This window comes from Streptomyces sp. FH025 (assembly GCF_017427025.1).
In the GTDB taxonomy this organism is placed as follows: domain Bacteria; phylum Actinomycetota; class Actinomycetes; order Streptomycetales; family Streptomycetaceae; genus Kitasatospora.
On the sequence record NZ_JAFLNG010000010.1, the window covers coordinates 1 to 18,700 of the forward strand.

Here is an 18,700-nt window from a genome sequence, read left to right on the forward strand (position 1 = left end):
CGGCGGCCTTCTCGCCGATCGCGATGGCGGTCGCGTTGGGCGCGCCGCGGCCCGGGGCGGGCATCACCGACACGTCGGCGACCCGCAGGCCGTCGATGCCCATCACCTTCAGCTCGGCGTCCACCACCTTGCCCATCGAGCAGGTCGCGGTGCCGTGGAAGATCGAGTGGGTGTAGGCGCGCACGAACGCCCGCAGGTCCGCCTCGGACTCGGACGCGGGGGCGCGCAGCATGCCGTCGGTGTACGCGGCGAGCGGCTTCTGCCGGGCGATCTCCAGGCCGATCCGGGTGCCGTCGACGGCGGTCCGCAGGTCGTCAGGGTCCTGGTAGTAGTTGTGCCGGATGTTCGGCTTGGTCGTCGGGTCGTGCGAGTCCAGGGTGACGGTGCCGCGGCTGCGGGGGGTGAGCATCACCGGGCCGTAGGTGATGGCGTGGCCGGTGGGCAGGCCCAGGCCGCTGTCGGCGAACATCAGCGGGCCGGAGAAGAACACCACGTCCGGGGCGGGCAGTTCGGGGCGGGTGCGGATGTAGCCACCGGCCTCGGGACCGTTGGAGGTGAGCGGGCCGCGGCCTTCCTCGACGAACTGCCGGACGAACTCCGGGTCGTCGGCACCGAGCAGGCTGACCGGCTGCGAGGTGGTGAAGATCAGCGGCACCAGCGGGTGGTCCTGGAGGTTGCGGCCGACCTCGGGGTGGTCCTGGACGACCGGGATGCCGAGCAGGTTCAGGTGGTCGGCCGGGCCGATGCCGGAGAGCATCAGCAGCTGCGGGGAGTTGTAGGCGCCGGCGCACAGGATGACCTCGCGCTCGGCCCGGATGGTGTGCTCCTCGTCCAGCCGGTAGCCGGTGACGCCGACGGCCCGGCCGTTCTCCACCACGACGCGGTGCACCTGGAGGTGGGTCTCCACCGTCAGGTTCGGCCGGTCCATCGCCGGGTGCAGGTAGCCGACCGCGGTGGAGCAGCGCCGCCCGTTGCGCTGGGTGACCTGGAAGAAGCCGAAGCCCTCCTGCCGGGCGCCGTTGAAGTCGTCGTTCGGCGCGTAGCCGGCCTCCAGCGCGGAGTCGATGAAGGCGTGCGACAGCGGGTTCCTGGAGCGGCCGTCCGAGACGGACATCGGGCCGCCGGCGCCGTGGTAGGCGTCCGCGCCGCGCTCGTTGTCCTCGGAGCGGCGGAAGTACGGCAGCAACTCGTCGTAGCTCCAGCCGGGCTGGCCCCAGCCGTCGTAGTCCAGGCGGTTGCCGCGCAGGTACAGCATGGCGTTGATCGAGCTGGTTCCGCCGAGGACCTTGCCGCGGGGCAGGAACACCCGGCGCCGGTCGAGCGCCTCCTCCTCGTGGGTGTCGTAGTCCCAGTCGATCCGGGTCCGGAACAGTTCGCCGAACGCGGCGGGGACGTGGATGTTCTCGTCGGTGTCCGCCGGGCCGGCCTCCACCAGACAGACCGTCACGTCCGGGTCCTCCGTCAGCCGGGCGGCGAGCACGGAACCCGCAGAGCCGGCGCCGACGATCACGTAGTCGTACATCGAATCTCCTTCAGCGAGAGGGGCGATGAGTGGGGGAGTGTGGAGCTGAAAGCCGGTTCGGGAGGGGCCGTTCAGCGGGCCGCAGACCGGGCCGCCGCCCGGTGCCGGGCACCGGCCGGGCGGGGCTCCGGCTCGCGCACCTCGGCCGCGGCCAGGCCCGCGTACCGTTCGGGCCGCCGGGCGCGCAGCCACAGCGCCAGGACCGTGCCGGCCACGGCGGCCGCGACCAGCAGCCACGGCAGCGCGTTCACCACCGCGTTGTCGGTACCGGTCAGCAGCGGGAAGTTGGCCACCAGCAGCACCGCCGAGGCGATCAGCCCGAGCGCGCCCAGCGCGGGTGCCAGTCCGGTCCGCCACCAGTGCCCGTCGGCGCGGCGGCGGAAGAATCCGAGCACCGCGAGCGCGGCCGCCGCCTGGAGCACCACGATCCCGAGCGTGCCCAGCCCCACCAGGCTGGTGGACAGGCTGGTGTACGGGTCCAGCCCGGCCAGCGCGAACGCGCCGACCACCAGGACGGTCAGCACCGACTGCGCCACGCTCGCCCGGTGCGGCGAACCGTGCGAGCGGTGGGCCCGGCCCAGCCAGGACGGCAGCACGCCCTCGCGGCCGAGCACGAACGCGTACCGGTTGGCCGCGTTGTGCAGCGCCAGGATCGCCGCCAGCATGCTGGTGCACAGCAGCACTTGCAACAGCGAGGTCATCCACGCGCCGACGTGGTCGGTGCTGATGGTGAAGAACAGGTTGCCGAGCTGCTCGCCGGCGACGTCCCGCACCTGGTCGGCGCCGATCGCGCCGACCGCGACCCAGCTGGTCAGGGCGTAGAACCCGGCGATCACCACCACCGAGGCGTAGGTCGCCCGGGGCACGGTGCGGGTCGGGTTCCGGGTCTCCTCGCCGTAGAGGGCGGCCGACTCGAACCCGATGAAGGACATGAAGGCGAACATCATCGACACGCCGACCGCGCCGCTGAGCACGGTGTGCGGCGCCATCGAGGCGGCCGGCAGCGCGTGCACGCCGCGGTCGGCGACCACCGCGACGTCGAGCACCGTCAGCACCCCGATCTCGGCGGCCATCAGCAGTGCCAGCACCCGCGCCGACAGGTCGATCTGCCGGTAGCCGAGGACCGCGACCAGCAGGACCGCGAGTGCCGTCCACACCTCCCAGGGCAGGTCCAGGCCGTGGATCCGCGCGGTCATCGCCGCGAAGTAGCCGAACGCGCCGGTCAGTCCGATCGCCGCGGCGTTGTAGGACAGCACCGCGAGCAGGCCCGCTGCCACCGCCGGCGGTCGGCCCAGGCCCAGCGACACGTAGGTGTAGAAGCCGCCCGCGTTGACGATCCGCCGGCTCATCGCGGCGTAGCCCGCCGAGAAGCACAGCAGCACCAGCCCGGCGAACACGAACACCGCGGGCACGCCCGCGCCGTCGCCCAGCGCGAACGCCAGCGGCACGGTGCCGACCACCGCCGCCAGCGGGGCCGCCGCGGCGACCACCAGCAGCACGATCTTCGGGGTGTTCAGCGAGCCGCCCAGACCGGGCGAGGAGGAGGACCGGCCGCTCATCTGGTCGCCTTTCCGGACGGGACGCCGCCGGGCGCGGTCGGCCCGGCGGCGGGGGAGGAGGACATCGGGGTGCGGGGCGCGCGCAGCACCCGGGCCAGTACGGCGGGTCGCATCAGCGTCGTCGGCGGGTCGATCAGCCCGGTGACCCGCAGGAACGCGGCGGTCAGCGCCGGGTCGTGGACCGCCGCGGCCTGGAAGCGGCCCATGTAGGCGTTGGCGACCCGGACCTTCAGCGGGCGCCGGCCCGGAACGCCGGGGAACGCCAGGTCACCGCCGGCCGACAGCTCCCACGGCGCGTCCAGCACCGCGGAGGCGTCGCGGAAGTAGGCGGCCGGATCCGGCTCCGCGCCGCCCCGCAGGTGCTTGCGCAGCGCCATCGCCTGCATCGCGGAGACCGCGATGCCCTGCCCGTACACCGGGTTGAAGGAGCACACCGCGTCGCCGAGCACCAGGAAGCCGCGCGGGAAGTCCGCCATCCGCTCGTAGCGGCGGCGCCGGCTGGCCGGGTACTTGAAGGTCACCGGGTCGGTCAGCGGCTCGGCGTCCCGGATCGCCTCGTACACATCGGGCACCGGCAGGGAGCGGGCGAACTCCAGGAATCCGGTGGCGTCGGTCGGCGGGTGGTCGCCGAGCACGCCGGTCAGCGAGATCAGCATCCGGTCCTCGCCGATGGTGTGCAGGAACGCCCCGCGCGGATGCGCGGGCGTGGCCACCGGGTTGATCGACATGTCGCCGCGGAACGGGTCGGTGTGCCAGCGGTAGCGGCGGCTGGTGTACGCCAGGTCGATCCGGATCGTCTCCTCCTCGACCTGGGGGTAGCCGAGCTCGGTCAGCCACAGCGGCGCCCGTGAGCCCCGGCCGGTGGCGTCCACCACCAGCGCCGCCGGCAGCACCTGCTCGGCTCCGCCCGAGCGCGGATGGATCCGCACGCCGGTCACCCGCCGTCCGTCGGAGGAGGCGAGCGGGCCCACCACGTCCGTCTCCTCGGCGAAGGACACCCCGGGCAGCTCCGCCACCCGCTGCCGCACCAGGTGCTCCAGCATCGGGCGGGTCGCTCCCGCGAGCGTCAGGTCGCCCGTGGCCGGGGCCAGCCGCCGGCCGTCCAGGTACCAGCGCACCTGGGAGTTCAGGTCGCCCACGGGCACGCCGGCGGTCCGCAGTCCGTCGGTGAAGCCCGGGAACAGGTTCTCCATGATGCGCTGGCCGCGTGCCAGCAGGCCGTGCGCGTGCCGGCCCTGCGGCACCCCGCGCCGCGGCTCGCTCACGCCGCTCAACCGGTCGCGGTCGACGACCAGCACCTCGTCGTAGACCTCGGACAGTACCCGTGCCGCGAACATTCCGGCGAAGCTCCCGCCGAGGACGATCGCCCGCTCCTGGTTCCGATTCCTCATCGTGCTCTCTTCTCGCACTCGGCCGCATCCATACCAGGCATGGTCTCGGTCCTTGTGGCCGCCGCACATCTCCCTAATTGCCGCTCATGCAGAGGAAGTTGACGGTCAATCAGGAACTGGTTCCGGGCACGCCGAGGTCCCCCCGGCGGGTACGGCCGGGGGGCTGGTCGGCGATCCTCGGGCGGGTCAGCGGTCCTTGAGCAGGCGGGCGAAGGCGCGCACGTCGCCGACGTACAGCTCGGGCTGCTCCAGGGCGGCGAAGTTGCCGCCGCGGTCGTACTCGTTCCAGTGCACGATGGTGTCGAACTCCCGCTCGGCGAACCGGCGGACGGGCTTGAAGGGGGCGTGCGGGAAGACCGCGACGCCGAGCGGCATGCTGAGCGGGAAGTAGCGGCCGGCGTTCGCCTCGATCGGCAGGAAGTCGACGCTCTCGTAGTAGAACTGGGCGGAGGAGCCGCCGGTGCCGGTGAGCCAGTACAGGGTGGCGATGTCCAGGATGCGGTCGCGCGCGACGGCGTCCTCGGGGGCCGTGGGGGCGTCCGCCCAGTCCTTGTACTTCTCGACGACCCAGGCGAGCTGGCCGACGGGGGAGTCGGTGAGGCCGTAGGCGACGGTGTGCGGGCGGGTGGCCTGGAGCTTCATCGAGCCGGACAGCACCCGGGTGAAGCGCTCGGAGCGGGCGATCCGGGCGTGGTCCTCCTCGCTCAGGCCCTCCAGCTCGGACGGGTCGGCGGCGGCGGTGACCAGGGTGTTGAGGTGCACGCCGGCCACGTGCTCCGGGTCCTGCATGCCCAGCACCAGGGCCACGCCGGAGCCGAAGTCGCCGCCCTGGGCGACGTAGCGGTCGTAGCCGAGCCCGCGCATCAGCTCGGCCCAGGCGGAGGCGACGCGCTGGGTGGTCCAGCCGGCCTCGGCCGGGCCGGAGAAGCCGAAGCCGGGGAGCGCGGGGATGACCACGTGGAAGGCGTCGGCGGGGTCTCCGCCGTGGGCGCGCGGGTCGGTGAGCGGGCCGATGACGTCGAGGAACTCGGTGACCGCGCCGGGCCAGCCGTGCGTGATGATCAGCGGCAGCGCGTTCGGCTCGGGTGAACGGACGTGCAGGTAGTGGATGTTGGCGCCGTCGATGGTGGTGGTGAAGTGCGGGTGGCGGTTCAGCCGCTCCTCGGCGGCGCGCCAGTCGTAGCGGGTGCGCCAGTACTCGGCGAGGTCCTTGAGGTAGTCCACCGGCACGCCGCGGTCCCAGCCGGCCTCCGGCAGGCCCTCCGGCCAGCGGGTGTCGGACAAGCGGCGCTTCAGGTCGTCCAGGTCGCTCTGCGGGAAGTCGGCGCGGAACGGTCGCATGGCGAGGTACCCCTTCTGCTCAGGTCCGTGAAATGTGGGAACGTGCCTACAGGTACTGGGTGTTGGGCTCCAGGCCGCACAGCATCCGGCCGTACAGCTCGATGGTGGTGGCGGGGTTGGTGAGGGCGTGGATGGCGACCGCGTGCACATCGCGCTGGATCCGCGGCAGCGGCACGTCCCGGTAGATGGAGGAGCCGCCGCCGGCCATCGCGACGATGTCCACCGCCTGCTTGGCGAGCTGCGCGGTGCGGCCGAGCTGGACGCGGGAGCGGACCCGCTCGTCCTGGGTCCAGGGCTCCTCGGCGGCCGACTTGGCGGAGATCAGGTCGGCGAAGGCGTGCATCCGCGCCTCCGCCTCCTCGATCAGCAGAGCGGCCTCGCCGACCTGGAGGTGGGTGACCGGGGCCTCGGCCTGGCTCCGGTAGTCGGTGTAGGTGATCGACCGGCCGGGCATCCGCTCCAGGAGGGTCTCCAGGGCGTACTTGGCCGAGCCGATCAGCTGCCCGCCGGTGGCGGCGGTCGAGGTCACCAGCATCGGCACCTGGTAGGCGGGCTTGGCCGCGTTGATCTTGGACTTGCACTGGTCGGTGAAGAAGTCGGCGGTGGCGATCACCCGCTCGTCGGGGACGAAGACGTCCCGGGCGACGGTGGTGACGCTGCCCGAACCGGGGAGGCCGAAGGTGTGCCAGTCGTCCACGAACTCCAGCTCGGAGGTGGGGACCAGTGCGGTGATCGGGCCGTTGGCGCCCTCCGGGCCCTCCGGGACGGCCGCGGTGACCTTCCACTGGCTGTGCAGCACCCCGCTGTTGAAGCGCCAGGAGCCGCTCATCCGCCAGCCTCCGGGCACCCGCACCGCGGTGCCGGAGGCCGCCAGGGTGCCGCAGACCCGGACGTTCGGCCGGGCGAACACCTCGTCCTGCACCTCGTCCGGCCACAGCCCGGCCATCCAGTTGAGCAGGGACCACACCGAGACGCAGAACGCCGCGGAGGCGTTGCCGCGGGCGAGCTCGGCGTGCACGTCGACCAGGGTGGCCGGGTCGCTCTCGTACCCGCCGTACTGCACGGGCGCCTGCATCCGCAGGATCCCGGACTCCTCAAGGGCGTCGATCACGTCCTCGGGGAGCCTGCGGTGCTCGTCGATCCACAGCGAGCGCTCGCGCAGCAGTGGCACCAGCTCCGCTGCCCGGCCGACCAGTTCCCGCCGTGTCGGTATCGTCGTCCGCCCCACCATGTCCTCCCGGATGCGCTGATCGTCTATCCGGGAGCATGGCTCGTGCCGGGAGCCGGCCGCATCCTTGAGAATGCGGTCGACTCGGGTGGCACGGTGGAACGGTGGTCGTCGGTCAGGCCCGCACCGCGCGCAGCAGCCGGCAGCCCGCCTCGGTGTCACCGGTCATGCGCAGCGATCCGTCGGCGAGCGCCGCCTCGGTGGACGTGCGGCCGTTGAGCAGGGCGTCCAGGGTGGCCGGGGCGGTCTCCAGCACCGCGTCGGCGGGCTCGGTGGGCTGGCCGCGGGTGAGCGCGACCAACTGGCCGTCGACCACCCGGGCCGTGAACCGGTCAGGGTCCAGCCGGATCTCGTAGCTGGCCGACCAGGCGGGCTCGGCGGTCGCGTCGAAGGTGCAGCGCATCGAGATCATCAGCGAGTCGGCGCGCACCTCGCCCTCCCGGGGCAGCACCGGAGAGCGTGAGCCCCACAGCCCGAAGGTCACCACTATGGGTTCCAACTCGGCGCCCCACTCGGTGAGTTCGTAGACGCGGGAGCCGGCGGGTGGAGGCAGGGTGCGGCGCTGGATCACCCCGGCCTGTTCGAGGTCGCGCAGGCGCTGGGTGAGCACGTTCGGCCCGGCTCCGGGCAGTCCGGCCTGGAGGTCGGTGAAGCGCTTCGGGCCGAGGAGGAGGTCCCGGACGATCAGCAGCGCCCAGCGCTCGCCGACCATCTCCAGGGCGTGTGCCAGCCCGCATCCGTCGTCGTATCTCCGTTTACCTGCCACGGCCCCAGCATAGCCCGGGTTGCTTCTTTCTCGGAGTGTGGTTACTTAGAAATTAGGAGTACCTGCTACTGTGTCCGAAGTCACCGTCCAGAGCCGTCGGCCGGACGCACTACCACCAGGAGATGTCATGAGCCTTCCACCGATCGTGTCGCCCGAGGAGTGGCAGCGCGCCCGGGACGCCCTGCTGGTCAAGGAGAAGGCCGCCACCCGGGCCCAGGACGCCCTGGCCGCCGAACGCCGCCGGCTTCCGATGGTCGCGTTCGAGAAGGAGTACCTGTTCGACGGTCCGAGCGGGAAGGCGACCCTGCTCGACCTCTTCGACGGCCGCCGCCAGCTGATCGTCTACCACTTCATGATGGAGCCCGGCTCCCACCACTACTGCAAGGGCTGTTCGACCTTCATCGACAACATCGGCAACCTGGCCCACCTGCGCGCCCGTGACACCACGATGGTGCTCTCCTCCCCGGCCCCGCTCGCCCAGATCGAGGCCTACCGCGCCCGGATGGAGTGGAACCTGCCCTGGTACTCCTCGCAGGGCAGCGACTTCAACGCCGACTGCGGCCTCGGCGGAGGCTTCGGCCTGAGCGTCTTCCTGCGCGACGGCGACCGGATCTACCGCACCTACTTCACCACCTCGCGCGGCGTCGACCGGCTGCGAGCCGACTTCGGTCTGCTCGACCTCACCCCGTACGGCCGCCAGGAGACCTGGGAGGACTCCCCGCAGGGCTGGCCGCAGACCGCGCCCTACCAGTGGTGGCGCCTGCACGACGAGTACGAGAACTGAGCGCCGATGGCACCCCTGCGCCACCCGCACCGCCCGTCCCACCCGCACCACAGCACCGAAACGGAAACAGCGATGGCCAGGAACACGCCGGCCCCGACCCCACGGAGGTTACGCCGTGACTACTAGGACAGGCTCCACCAACCGCCCGGTGCGCCCGGGCTGGGCGCTCGCGCTGGTCGCGATCTGCGCCTTCCTGACGTCGCTGGACGTCATGGTGGTGGTCACCGCGATTCCCACCATGCGCACCGAGCTCAACGCGAGCCTCGCCGACCTCGAGTGGACGATCAACGCCTACAACCTGGCGTTCGCCTGCCTGATGCTCACCGGCGCGGCCCTCGGCGACCGCTTCGGCCGGATGAAGGTCTACGTCTTCGGCCTCGTCCTGTTCACCGTGGCCTCGGTGCTCGCCGCCGTCGCCGGCAACGTCGAGGTGCTGATCCTCGGCCGCGTGCTCCAGGGCGTCGCGGCCGGCATCGCCATCCCGGTCAGCCTCACCCTGCTCGGCGACGCCTACCCGCCGGAGCGGCGCGGCTGGGCGATGGGCATCTGGGGCAGCGTCTCCGGCCTCGCCGTCGCGGCCGGCCCGGTGGCCGGCGGTTTCATCACCGAAGGCCTCAACTGGCACTGGATCTTCTGGCTGAACGTGCCGTTCGGCGCCGCGGCCGCCGTGCTGTCCGCCGTGCTGCTCCGCGAGAGCTACGGCTCCGCGCCCAAGATCGACGTGGTCGGCCTGCTGCTCGCCTCCTTCGGCCTGCTCGGCCTGGTGTGGGCCGCGGTCCGCGCCCCCGGAATCGGCTGGGGCAACGCCGAGGTCCTGCTCTCGCTGGCCGCCGGCGTGGTGCTGCTGATCGTGTTCGTGGCCTGGGAGCGCCACACCGAGCACCCGCTGCTGCCGATGCGCCTGTTCGGCATCCGCGGCTTCACCGTCTCCAACATCTCCGCGTTCTTCCAGCACTTCGCGCTGATCGGCGCGCTGTTCATCCTCTCGCAGATGTTCCAGGTCGGCTTCGGCCAGGGCCCGCTCGGCACCGGCCTGCGGCTGCTCGCCTGGACCGCCATGCCGATGATCGTCGCCCCGCTGGCCGGCGGCCTCGCCGACAAGCACGGCAACCGGCCGTTCATGGTCGGCGGCCTGCTGCTCCAGGCGGTCGGCCTGGCCTGGATCGCGCTCGTGACCGGCCCGGGCACCGGCTACGGCGCCCTGGTCGTCCCGCTGATCCTCGGCGGTGTCGGCATCGCGATGTGCCTGCCCACCACCATCAACATGGTGTTCGGCTCGGTCGCCCCGGAGGACATGGGCATCGCCTCCGGCTCCAACAGCGCCGTGCGCGAGGTCGGCGGCGTGTTCGGTGTGGCCTTCCTCAGCGTGGCCTTCGCCGCCAACGGCAGCTACGACAACGCCTCCACCGCCCTCGACGGCTTCCGGGCCGCCCTGGCGCTGGGCGCCGTCGCCTCCGCCGTCGGCATGATCGCCGCGATGTTCGCCCCCGGCAAGAAGCGCCCGGCCGCGGAGCCCGCCCCGGCCGCCACCCTGAAGGACCCCGAGACCGTCTGACCCGAGCCGGATCCCCGGACCGCCGCCCCCGCCGGACCCCCGCTGGCGGGGGCGGTGCCGTGCCCGGGAACAGGCAGTACGCGACCGGCCCTGCCCGCAGGCCGATCGCGTGCCCGAGGAAGTGCGCCCCGCTCACCGCCCAGCCAACGGACCGCGTCATCCTCAGTCATCCTCAGGGGAGGAACCCCATGCCGTACGAGTACGACCGCCTCCACATCGACGGGCACTGGCACCGACCGGCCGACGGGGGAACCGCCGTGCTGTACTCGCCCGCCGACGAGCAGCCCTTCGGCACCACCCCGGTGGCCGGCCCCGCCGACGTCGACGCCGCCGTGGCCGCCGCCCGCCGCGCCCTGCGCGCCCCGGAGTGGGCGGGCCTCAGACCCGACGAGCGCGCCGAGCTGCTGGAGCGCTTCGCCGAGGAGCTCGCCAAGAACGCCGAGCAGCGGGCCCTCCTGACCACCGTGCAGAACGGCATGCCGATCGGCATCTCCGTCCACAGCGAGGGCGCGGCCCCGATCGGCCTGGCCCGCTACCACGCCGGGCTCGCCCGGACCACTCCGCTGGAGGACCGCCGGCCCCGGTTCGACGGCGCCGGCGAGACCGTGGTGCTGCGCGAACCCGTCGGTGTCGTCGCCGTGGTCGTCCCCTGGAACTTCCCGCAGCCGCTCGCCATGTTCAAGATCGCCCCGGCGCTCGCGGCCGGCTGCACGGTGGTCGTCAAACCCGCCGAGCAGACCGGCCTCGGCGCCCTGGAGATCGCCGCCGCCGCCCAGCGCGCCGGGTTGCCGCCCGGTGTCCTCAACGTCGTCACCGGAGGCGCCGACCTCGGCCGGCTGCTGGTCGCCCACCCCGGCGTCGACAAGATCGCGTTCACCGGCTCCACCCCCGCCGGCCGCGAGGTCGCCGAGGCCGCCGGACGCCTCATGCGGCCCGTCACCCTGCACCTGGGCGGGCGCGCCGCCGCGATCGTGCTGGACGACGCCGACCTCGCCGACACCGTCCGGGGCCTGGCCGCGCACGCCCTGCTCGACGGCGGCCAGGCCTGCTACCTGTCCACCCGGATCCTGGTGCCCGCGCACCGCCACGACGAACTCCTCGACGCCGTCGCCCGGTACGCCGCCGAGCTCCCCGTCGGCGACCCGCTCGACCCGGCCACCCGGATCGGCCCGATGGTCAGCCGCGCCCACCGCGACCGCGTCGAGTCCTACGTCGCCGCCGGGCGCGCCGAGGGCGCCACGCTCGCCGCCGGCGGCACCCGCCCCGAGCAGGACCGCGGCTGGTACGTCCGGCCCGCCGTGTTCGGCGCCGTCTCCCCGAGCTCCCGGATCGCCCGCGAGGAGATCCTCGGGCCGGTCCTCGCCCTGATCCCCTACTCCGACCTCGACACCGCCGTCGCCCTCGCCAACGACTCCGAGTACGGCCTCGGCGGCACCGTCTGGACCACCGACCCCGAGCGTGCGCTCGACCTCGCCCGCCGCCTCGACACCGGCAGCGTCGGCGTCAACTACTACGACGTCGACCTCTCCGCCCCCTACGCCGGACGCGGGAACAGCGGCCTCGGCCACGAACTCGGACCGGAGGGCCTCGCCACCTACCAGAGGTTCAAGTCCGTCTACTTCCCGAACCACGGTCCGGACCACGTTCCGAACCGCTGATCCGGTCGCGTCGGGGCGGGCCGGCGGAGAACGCCGACCCGCCCCCGGGCTCCCCGCCGTCCCTACGCGGCCATCAGGCGCTTGAGGTCGGTCGCGTACTTGCGGATGAGCGAGGGCGACAGCTTCGGTACGTCCCCGGTCGGGTCGAGGGCGGCCTCCTGGACGGCGGCACGGAACCGGGTGGACGGGATCAGGGATCCGGGGACGGCTTCCTCCGGCTCCCGGAAGCCGTGGAGGAGGGGCAGGACGGAGTGCTGCCGCTGAGCCTCGGGGAGCGCGCGCATGGCGGCTTCGATCCGCACGAGCCAGTCCCCGTAGTCGTCCACCCGCTCGATGCGGTGTCCCGCGTCGTTGAGCCAGTCGACGAAGGTGTCGAGGGATATCCCGTCGTCGTGCGGGTTGACCAGGCTGAACGTCCGGTACCCGGCCTCGTACCGACCGCCCAGGCCGACCACCGAGGCGGCGGTGAAGTCGACCGGCAGGCCGTCGTAGTGGGCCTGCTGCGGGCTCCCGTCGGCGTCGGCCCGGTAGAAGGAACGCGGGGCGATGCCGGTGGCGATGACGCTGAACAGCAGGCGGCTGAACATGTCCGGCACGTTGAGCTGCCCGCTGTACCGGCTGTGCGCGAGGATCATGTTGGAACGGAAGGTCGTGACCGGCAGGCCGCACAGGTCGTGCGCCTCGCGGAGGAGGACCTCCCCGGCCCACTTGCTGGTCGCGTACCCGCCGGCGTAGCCCCCGTCGACCGGCTGGACGGGTATCGCGGTGCGGATGTCGGAGTCCTCGTCCAGGGCCGGCTGCCCGATCCGGGAGTTGGCGACGGCGACGCTGGAGATGTAGGTGAAGGGCTTGATCCGGGCGGTGAGCGCCAGGCGGATGAGCTCGGCCGTCCCCACGACGTTGGCCTCGAACAGGTGGTTGTACGGGAGCACGTGGTTCACGAGGGCGCCCGCGTGGACGATCAGGTCCACCTCGTCGGCCAGCCGCTCCCAGGTGGCGGCGTCCAGCCCCAGCTGCGGCTCCGCGATGTCGCCCGCCACGACGTCCAGGTGCCCGGCGGACAACTCCGCGAACTTCCCGACCAGTTCGGCGTCCTCGCTGCCGAACGCGTCGACGAGCCGCTGGCGGGCCGCGACCGTGTCCTTCCCCCGCACCAGGCAGATCAGCCTTCCGCCCACCGGTGCGAGCTTCTCCAGCCACTCCAGGGCGAGGAAGCGCCCGAGGTAGCCGCTGGCGCCGGTGAGCAGGACGGTACGGGGTTCCCCGGCCGGGGGCGGGAGTTCACGGGCAGCGGCGATGGTCTGTGCGTCGAGGAACCTGTCGAGGGTGAGGTCCTTGGCGTGGACCTCGTGGGTCTCCTCGTCGCGAACCGGCTCGTCGTGCACCGACGTGCCGTGCACCGACGCGAACGTGGGCCTCTTGCCCCCGGCCTCGCGCTTGTCCCCGATGTAGTCGGCCAGCCGCTGAAGGTCGTAGGCGGGGCTGATGACCACGTCGATGGGGACGCGGACGCCGAAGGTGTCGTGGAGCAGGTTGGAGAAGGACACCGCCGTCAGGGAGTCTCCGCCCAGGTCCCGGAAGTGCGCGGTGGGGCTCACGTCGACCAGCGAACCCGTGAGCAGCGCCCGGGTGGCCCGCTGGACCGTCTCCAGCACGGGCCGGTCCGCGCCGGTGCGGCGGACTTCGAGCAACTCCTCGGCCTCCCGGGCGGCCGTGTCGGCGTACAACTGCTCCAGGCGCGCGCCGTACCGGTTCACCAGGTTGGGCCACAGCAGCTTGCGGTGGTCCGACAGCAGGCCGTTCGCCTGGCTGAACGGCTCCGTCTCGAACAGGAAGTCCCGGGGGATCTCGTACGAGTTGAGCCCGGTGTCCTTGGCGATCTCCTGGAACGACTCGCTGAACAGCTGCTTCAGGCGCGCCTGTTCACCTCCGAACCGTTCCAGGGTCTCGGGGGTGGGGACGACGACGGCGAGCAGGTAGGAGCGTTCGCTGTTGCCGTACACGAAGATCTGCCGCACCAGCGGGCTGGTGGCGAAGGCGGCCTCCAGACGGGACGTCGCCACGAACTCTCCCTGCGAGAGCTTCAGGACGTTCTTGCGGCGGTCCACGATGGCGATCCTGTCCGGCGCGACCTCGGCGGCGATGTCCCCCGTCCGGTAGTAGCCGTCCTCGTCGAAGAGCTGCGCCGTCAGCTCGGGCTGCCGGAAGTACCCGGGGATGATGGAGTCGGCCTTCAGCAGGAGCTCGCCCCGCGGGTGGGGGGAGTCCGTGCCGAAGTAGCCGAGCTCCGGCACGTCGACGAGCTTGTAGTCGGTGACCGGTGGGCGCAGCATCTCGCCGTCGACGGCGACGCCGGCGGCCTCGGTGGAGCCGTAGATGTTGTGCAGCTTGAGGCCGAGCAGGGACTCGGTGAAGGCGGTCAACTCGGCTGACAGCGGCGCGGATCCGCTGCTGGCCCAGGTGACGCGGCCGCCGAGGACGTTCTCCCGCAGGTGCGCTTTGACGTCCGCGTCGATCGCCTGCCGGTCGGCTCCGTCCAGTACCCGTCGGTCGGTTTCGCTCCGGAACTTCTGGAACAGCATTTCGCACACGCGCGGCACCAGCGACAGCTCCGTGGGGCGGGCCAACGCGATGTCCTCGAACAGGGTCGACAGGTCGCTGCTCGCGGTGAAGTACGTCGTTCCGCCGCGCGCGAGGCAGTTCTTCAGGGAGGAGTGCCCGGCGACGTGGCTCATCGGCATGTAGTTGATGGTGATCGCGTCGGTGCCGGCGAAGAGCTTCGACCAGGCACCGCCCCACATCGCCGCGGCGAGCCGTTCGGTGTACATGGCGCCCTTCGGCGTCCCGGTGCTTCCCGAGGTGTAGATGAGCATGGCGAGGGCGTCCTCGTCCTCGGGCGTGAACAGCGGCGCGCGGGGGAGGGCGGTGCCGCGACGGATGACGTCCGTCAGTGGTTCGACGGTCACGTCGAGACCGGCCCGGGCCAGTTGTTCGGACGCCGCGGCGTACTTCTCGGCATGGTCGTCGACCTCCGGGTGGTAGTCGAAGACCAGGAGGCGCCGGACGGAGGGCGTGCCGAGCACCGAGGCGACGGCGGTGTCCAGGCGTTCGGCGCTCACGGCGACGATGGACGGCTCCGTCTCCTCGATGATCGAGGCGAGTTGGGGCACGGGGGCGCTCGTCTGGAGCGGGACGCTGACGGCCCCGACGTGGTTGCAGGCCAGGTCGAGCGTCGCGTAGTCGCGGCTCGTGAAGCCGAGGATGGCCACGCGGTCCCCGGGCTGCAGCGGGTGTTCCGGGTGGTGGTGCCATTCGCCCGCCACCGCGCGTATTCGGTCCCACAGTTCGCGGTAGCTGGTCGTTTCGTAGTGCGGCAGCAGACGGATCGAACCGCGGCCCGTTCGTGGGTCCGGTACGAACTCCTTGGCGCGTTCACCGACCGCGGGCCGGTCCGCGTGGAGCTCGAAAACATGTGCCAATACGTGCGCAAGTCGCATTTCTGGTCTCCGCGTCGCATAGACGGCCGACTTGTGTCGCCGGCAGGGGGATCGATACGCATCGACGCTCACATGGACGAGGCCATGTTGGCGCTGGGAGAGCGCGTTCGCCGGTCCCAGTTCGTCGCCCGATGCTAACCACGGGAGAACAGATGGTCCGTACAAAAATTTCGATATATGTCATGTCCCCCGTGCGTCCGCGGCCCGGTCGGGGCCTCACGGAGAGACCGGTGGTTCGGCCTCGTAGGCGCGATGCAGCAGGTCAAGGAAGGCGGGGGCCTCGGGCAGGAGTGCGGAGTCGATCCGGCGGACGGCGACGCCCGGCGTCCAGGAGTTCATCACCGCGCAGCCGGCCACGTCGGGCAGGTCGGCGAGCGTGACCTCCCGGACGCGCTGGGGGGTGCCGAGGCGGTCCAGTTGCCTGCGGACGATGCCCATCGTGACCCCGTGCAGCATCTCGGCCCGCGGCCACACCACGGAGGAGCCGTCCCAGAAGGCGAGGTTCCAGATCGAGCCCTCGCTGAGCCGGCCGCGGTGGTCGGTGAAGGCGACGTCGTCGAAGCCCCGCCGGAAGGCCTGGCGGAGGAAGTACGTCTTGGCCGGTTCGCCGACGTGCTTCACGGCCGGGAGGAAGCGCTCGTGGCGGACGGCCGCCAGGGCCAGCGGGCCCTCGGGGCCGGACGCGGCCGGCCCGGTGCGGACCAGGAGCTCGGGCTCGGTACCGGGCCCGTCCGCGGTGAACTCGCCGACCGGTGAATAGGCCGTGGCCACCAGGGAGAGGTCGGCGGGGGCGGCTTCCAGCGCCGCCCGCAGGCAGGACCGCACCCGGGTGTCGGCGGTTTCCCGGCCGAACAGCTCCGCCGAGCCGTGCCGCAGGCGCTCGAGGTGGAGGTCGAGGCCGCGCACCCGGCCCCCGCGGACCTGCATGGCGGTGAAGTGCGCGTAGCCCATGAAGGCGAGCGGCGTCAACTCCTCGGCGGTCGCCGTCCTGCCGTTCCGGTGGGCGAGGTGTTCCCGCGGTGCCCCGGCCTGCGGCGTCGTATTGCTGTTCGGATCGGTGTTCAACGGACGTGGCGTCATGCCGGGGTCAACGACCGCCGCCTCGTCAGGACACTTCCGGCGGACGACCTACCGGTTGGCGTTCGCCCGCTGCTCGAGGCCGTCGAGGAGGGTTTCGAGCCCCACCGTGAAGTCCTCCTCCGTCGCCCTCAGCGGGGAATGCCCGAACCCCTCGTCGCTGGGCAGCAGTTGCTGCGCGATCCGCTGGATGGACGCGCCCTGGACGAAGGACCAGACGGCGATCGCGAGCGAGCGTGCGAGCGCCGGGTCCTCGGTCAGCGGCTTGAGCGAGGCCGTCATCCAGTCGAGGCAGGTGGTGTCCGAGAAGTGGCGCGCGGAGGCCTGTGTCACCAGCGTCCACGGGTGCTTCCGGTACACCTCCCAGTCCAGCTCGGCGGCGAGCCGCATGGCGTCGCGCCAGTGCGGCGGAGCGGGCGTGGGGTACGGGTGTTCGTCGCACACCGCTCTGGTGATCGCCGTCAGCAGCTCGTCCTTGTTCGCGATGTGGCGGTAGAGCGACATGACGCCGGAGTCGAGGTCCGTCGCCAGGCGTCGCATCGAGAGCGCCGCGATGCCCTCCGCGTCGGCGATGCGGATGGCGGCGCGGACGATCGCCCCTTGTGTAAGCCCAGGTGAACTCGCCTGTCTGCCTTGTGTCTTCACGGTCCCTCTGCCTTGCATGTTCGCGGCTGTGGGTTAGTATAACCGGCGATGTGCGTACACCGTACGCATGTCCTGGTGCGTACGCCGTACGCACCATCGTACGCATCGTCGGGCGCATCGACGCGCGCATCCGCTGACGCGAACAACTCCGCACCTCTCCTGAAAGGCTGCCCGTGGCTTCACTCGACTTAGTCGCGGAGCGTGCTGACCGGCGTGCATGGCTGGGCCTCATCGTCGTGCTCGGCCCGGTCGCTCTCGTCGCGATGGACGGCTCCGTCCTCTACCTCGCCATGCCGAGCATCACGTCCGCGATCACGCCCAGTACCGGTCAAGCGCTGTGGATCCTCGACATCTACGGCTTCGCGGTCTCGTCACTGCTCATCGCGTTCGGCAACCTCGGCGACCGTTACGGCAGGCTCAAGTTCCTCCTGAGCGGCGCCGTCGTGTTCGGTCTCGGCTCCGTCGGCGCGGCGCTCTCCCCCGACCCGGTCGTCCTGATCGCCTGCCGGGCGCTGATGGGACTCGGCGGCGCGACGCTGCTGCCCTCGGGACTGGCGATCATCGGCAACATCTTCCACAACCCCAGGCAGCGCGCCCAGGCGATCGGGATCTTCGCGGCGACCTTCGCGGCGGGCTTCGCCGCCGGGCCGATCATCGGCGGCCTGCTGCTCAACCGCTTCTGGTGGGGCTCGGTCTTCCTGATCAACATCCCGGTCGTCGTGCTGTTCCTCGCCTTCGCACCGTCCCTGCTGAAGGAGGTCCGCGAGCCGAGCCCCGGCCGCGTCGACGCCCTCAGCGTCGTGCTGTCCTCCGTCGGCATCCTGCTGACCGTCTACTCCGTCAAGTCGGCTGCCGCGCAGGGCTTCTCCGTGACGCAGGCGGTCACCGGCATCCTCGGCCTGGCGATCCTGGCGGTGTTCGTGCGCCGGCAGTTCACGCTCGAACGGCCCCTGCTCGACCTCCGGCTCTTCAGTGACCGGGTCTTCACGGTCGCGATCCTCACCGGCCTGCTGTCGCTCGTCGCCTGGGCGGCCGCGGGATACCTCAGCGGCGTGTACCTGCAGTCCGTCCTGGGCCACAGCGTCCTCTCCGCCGCCCTCCTGGCGCTGCCGGGCGCGACCGTGCTCACCGCGGCGTGCATCGGCACGAGCGCGATCGTCGACCGCATCGGCAAGCGGGCGGCGCTCATCACCTCGCACTTCGCCATGGGCATCGGCCTGTTGTTCATGCTCCTGACCGGCTTCATCGGAGGGGTGCCGGCGTTCGTCATCTCGACGATGATCGCCGGTGTCGGCTACGGGCTCTCCTTCAGCCTCGTGGCCGAGACCGCCGTCGCGGCGGTGCCGGCGGAGCGTGCCGGGTCGGCCGCTTCGATCGCCGAGACGAGCAACGAACTCGGCAACGCGCTGGGGATCTCGCTGCTCGGCTCGCTCGCGGCGCTGTGCTTCCGGCTCCTCGGGCCCGACGTGGCCGACACGCTGGACGAGACGCTCGGCACGCCCGGGCTGGCGGCGGACACGATCTCCGAGGCGAAGGACGCGTTCGTCTCGGGCATGCATGCGGCGATCGGCGTGGCGAGCCTGCTCTCGCTGGCGCTCGGTGTCCTCGCCCTGCGCTGGGTGCCCCGGTCGGAAGGGGAGTAGGACCCTCGCGCCTGGCCGGGCTCAAGGAGCCCGG

At 71.8% G+C, this 18,700-nt stretch carries 13 protein-coding genes; 4 read left to right on the forward strand and 9 right to left on the reverse strand.

Annotated features, from left to right (window positions below):
* The 6 genes from J0670_RS01395 to J0670_RS01420 all read right to left on the reverse strand — a co-directional run.
* Nucleotides 1-1,522: GMC family oxidoreductase (locus J0670_RS01395; protein WP_207808803.1), on the reverse strand; the 1,522-nt coding region annotated here is incomplete at its 3' end.
* 71 nt (nucleotides 1,523-1,593) lie between these two features.
* The gene (locus J0670_RS01400) at nucleotides 1,594-3,081 is read right to left on the reverse strand and encodes an APC family permease (protein ID WP_207808781.1); all 1,488 of its coding nucleotides are present in this window, start codon (nucleotides 3,079-3,081) and stop codon (nucleotides 1,594-1,596) included.
* The gene (locus tag J0670_RS01405; RefSeq protein WP_243436356.1) at nucleotides 3,078-4,472 is read right to left on the reverse strand and encodes an NAD(P)/FAD-dependent oxidoreductase; all 1,395 of its coding nucleotides are present in this window, start codon (nucleotides 4,470-4,472) and stop codon (nucleotides 3,078-3,080) included. The genes J0670_RS01400 and J0670_RS01405 overlap by 4 nt, the downstream gene beginning before the upstream one ends.
* A gap of 186 nt (nucleotides 4,473-4,658) precedes the next feature.
* On the reverse strand, nucleotides 4,659-5,813 hold the full coding sequence (locus tag J0670_RS01410; RefSeq protein WP_207808783.1) for an epoxide hydrolase family protein: 1,155 nt from the start codon (nucleotides 5,811-5,813) through the stop codon (nucleotides 4,659-4,661).
* 46 nt (nucleotides 5,814-5,859) lie between these two features.
* Nucleotides 5,860-6,984 carry an acyl-CoA dehydrogenase family protein gene (locus J0670_RS01415; protein WP_307806334.1) on the reverse strand — a complete coding sequence of 375 codons (1,125 nt, stop codon included), beginning with the start codon at nucleotides 6,982-6,984 and terminating at the stop codon, nucleotides 5,860-5,862.
* 172 nt (nucleotides 6,985-7,156) lie between these two features.
* A complete protein-coding gene (locus J0670_RS01420; protein ID WP_207808787.1) occupies nucleotides 7,157-7,807 on the reverse strand; it encodes a helix-turn-helix domain-containing protein in 651 nt (216 codons plus the stop codon).
* 127 nt (nucleotides 7,808-7,934) lie between these two features.
* On the opposite strand from J0670_RS01420, the gene J0670_RS01425 reads away from it, so the two are divergent.
* From J0670_RS01425 to J0670_RS01435, 3 genes are all read left to right on the forward strand, one after another.
* Nucleotides 7,935-8,591, forward strand: coding sequence for a DUF899 domain-containing protein (locus J0670_RS01425; RefSeq protein WP_207808789.1), 657 nt, complete (start codon nucleotides 7,935-7,937; stop codon nucleotides 8,589-8,591).
* A gap of 115 nt (nucleotides 8,592-8,706) precedes the next feature.
* A complete protein-coding gene (locus tag J0670_RS01430) occupies nucleotides 8,707-10,146 on the forward strand; it encodes a DHA2 family efflux MFS transporter permease subunit (RefSeq protein ID WP_207808791.1) in 1,440 nt (479 codons plus the stop codon).
* A 188-nt stretch (nucleotides 10,147-10,334) separates the two neighbouring features.
* A complete protein-coding gene (locus J0670_RS01435) occupies nucleotides 10,335-11,804 on the forward strand; it encodes an aldehyde dehydrogenase (RefSeq protein ID WP_207808792.1) in 1,470 nt (489 codons plus the stop codon).
* A gap of 62 nt (nucleotides 11,805-11,866) precedes the next feature.
* Here J0670_RS01435 and car read toward each other — a convergent pair whose 3' ends face one another.
* From car to J0670_RS39795, 3 genes are all read right to left on the reverse strand, one after another.
* A complete protein-coding gene (car, locus tag J0670_RS01440; RefSeq protein WP_307806335.1) occupies nucleotides 11,867-15,373 on the reverse strand; it encodes a carboxylic acid reductase in 3,507 nt (1,168 codons plus the stop codon).
* 144 nt (nucleotides 15,374-15,517) lie between these two features.
* The gene (locus J0670_RS01445) at nucleotides 15,518-16,366 is read right to left on the reverse strand and encodes an aminotransferase class IV family protein (RefSeq protein WP_279382918.1); all 849 of its coding nucleotides are present in this window, start codon (nucleotides 16,364-16,366) and stop codon (nucleotides 15,518-15,520) included.
* Nucleotides 16,367-16,429: 63 nt separating this feature from the next.
* Complete coding sequence (locus J0670_RS39795) at nucleotides 16,430-17,023, reverse strand: helix-turn-helix domain-containing protein (protein WP_307806336.1); 594 nt, start codon at nucleotides 17,021-17,023, stop codon at nucleotides 16,430-16,432.
* Nucleotides 17,024-17,286: 263 nt separating this feature from the next.
* Here J0670_RS39795 and J0670_RS01455 point away from each other — a divergent pair, with 263 nt between their 5' ends.
* Nucleotides 17,287-18,666, forward strand: a complete 1,380-nt coding sequence (locus J0670_RS01455; protein WP_207808804.1) for an MFS transporter — start codon at nucleotides 17,287-17,289, stop codon at nucleotides 18,664-18,666.
* The last annotated feature ends 34 nt before the right edge of the window (nucleotides 18,667-18,700 follow it).

Bases quoted from the DNA above. Each gene is read 5' to 3' on its own strand.
- J0670_RS01400 (WP_207808781.1), bottom strand. From the start codon at position 3,081: ATGAGCGGCCGGTCCTCCTCCTCGCCCGGTCTGGGCGGCTCGCTGAAC.
- J0670_RS01405 (WP_243436356.1), bottom strand. From the start codon at position 4,472: ATGAGGAATCGGAACCAGGAGCGGGCGATCGTCCTCGGCGGGAGCTTC.
- J0670_RS01410 (WP_207808783.1), bottom strand. From the start codon at position 5,813: ATGCGACCGTTCCGCGCCGACTTCCCGCAGAGCGACCTGGACGACCTG.
- J0670_RS01425 (WP_207808789.1), top strand. From the start codon at position 7,935: ATGAGCCTTCCACCGATCGTGTCGCCCGAGGAGTGGCAGCGCGCCCGG.
- J0670_RS01435 (WP_207808792.1), top strand. From the start codon at position 10,335: ATGCCGTACGAGTACGACCGCCTCCACATCGACGGGCACTGGCACCGA.
- J0670_RS01455 (WP_207808804.1), top strand. From the start codon at position 17,287: ATGGACGGCTCCGTCCTCTACCTCGCCATGCCGAGCATCACGTCCGCG.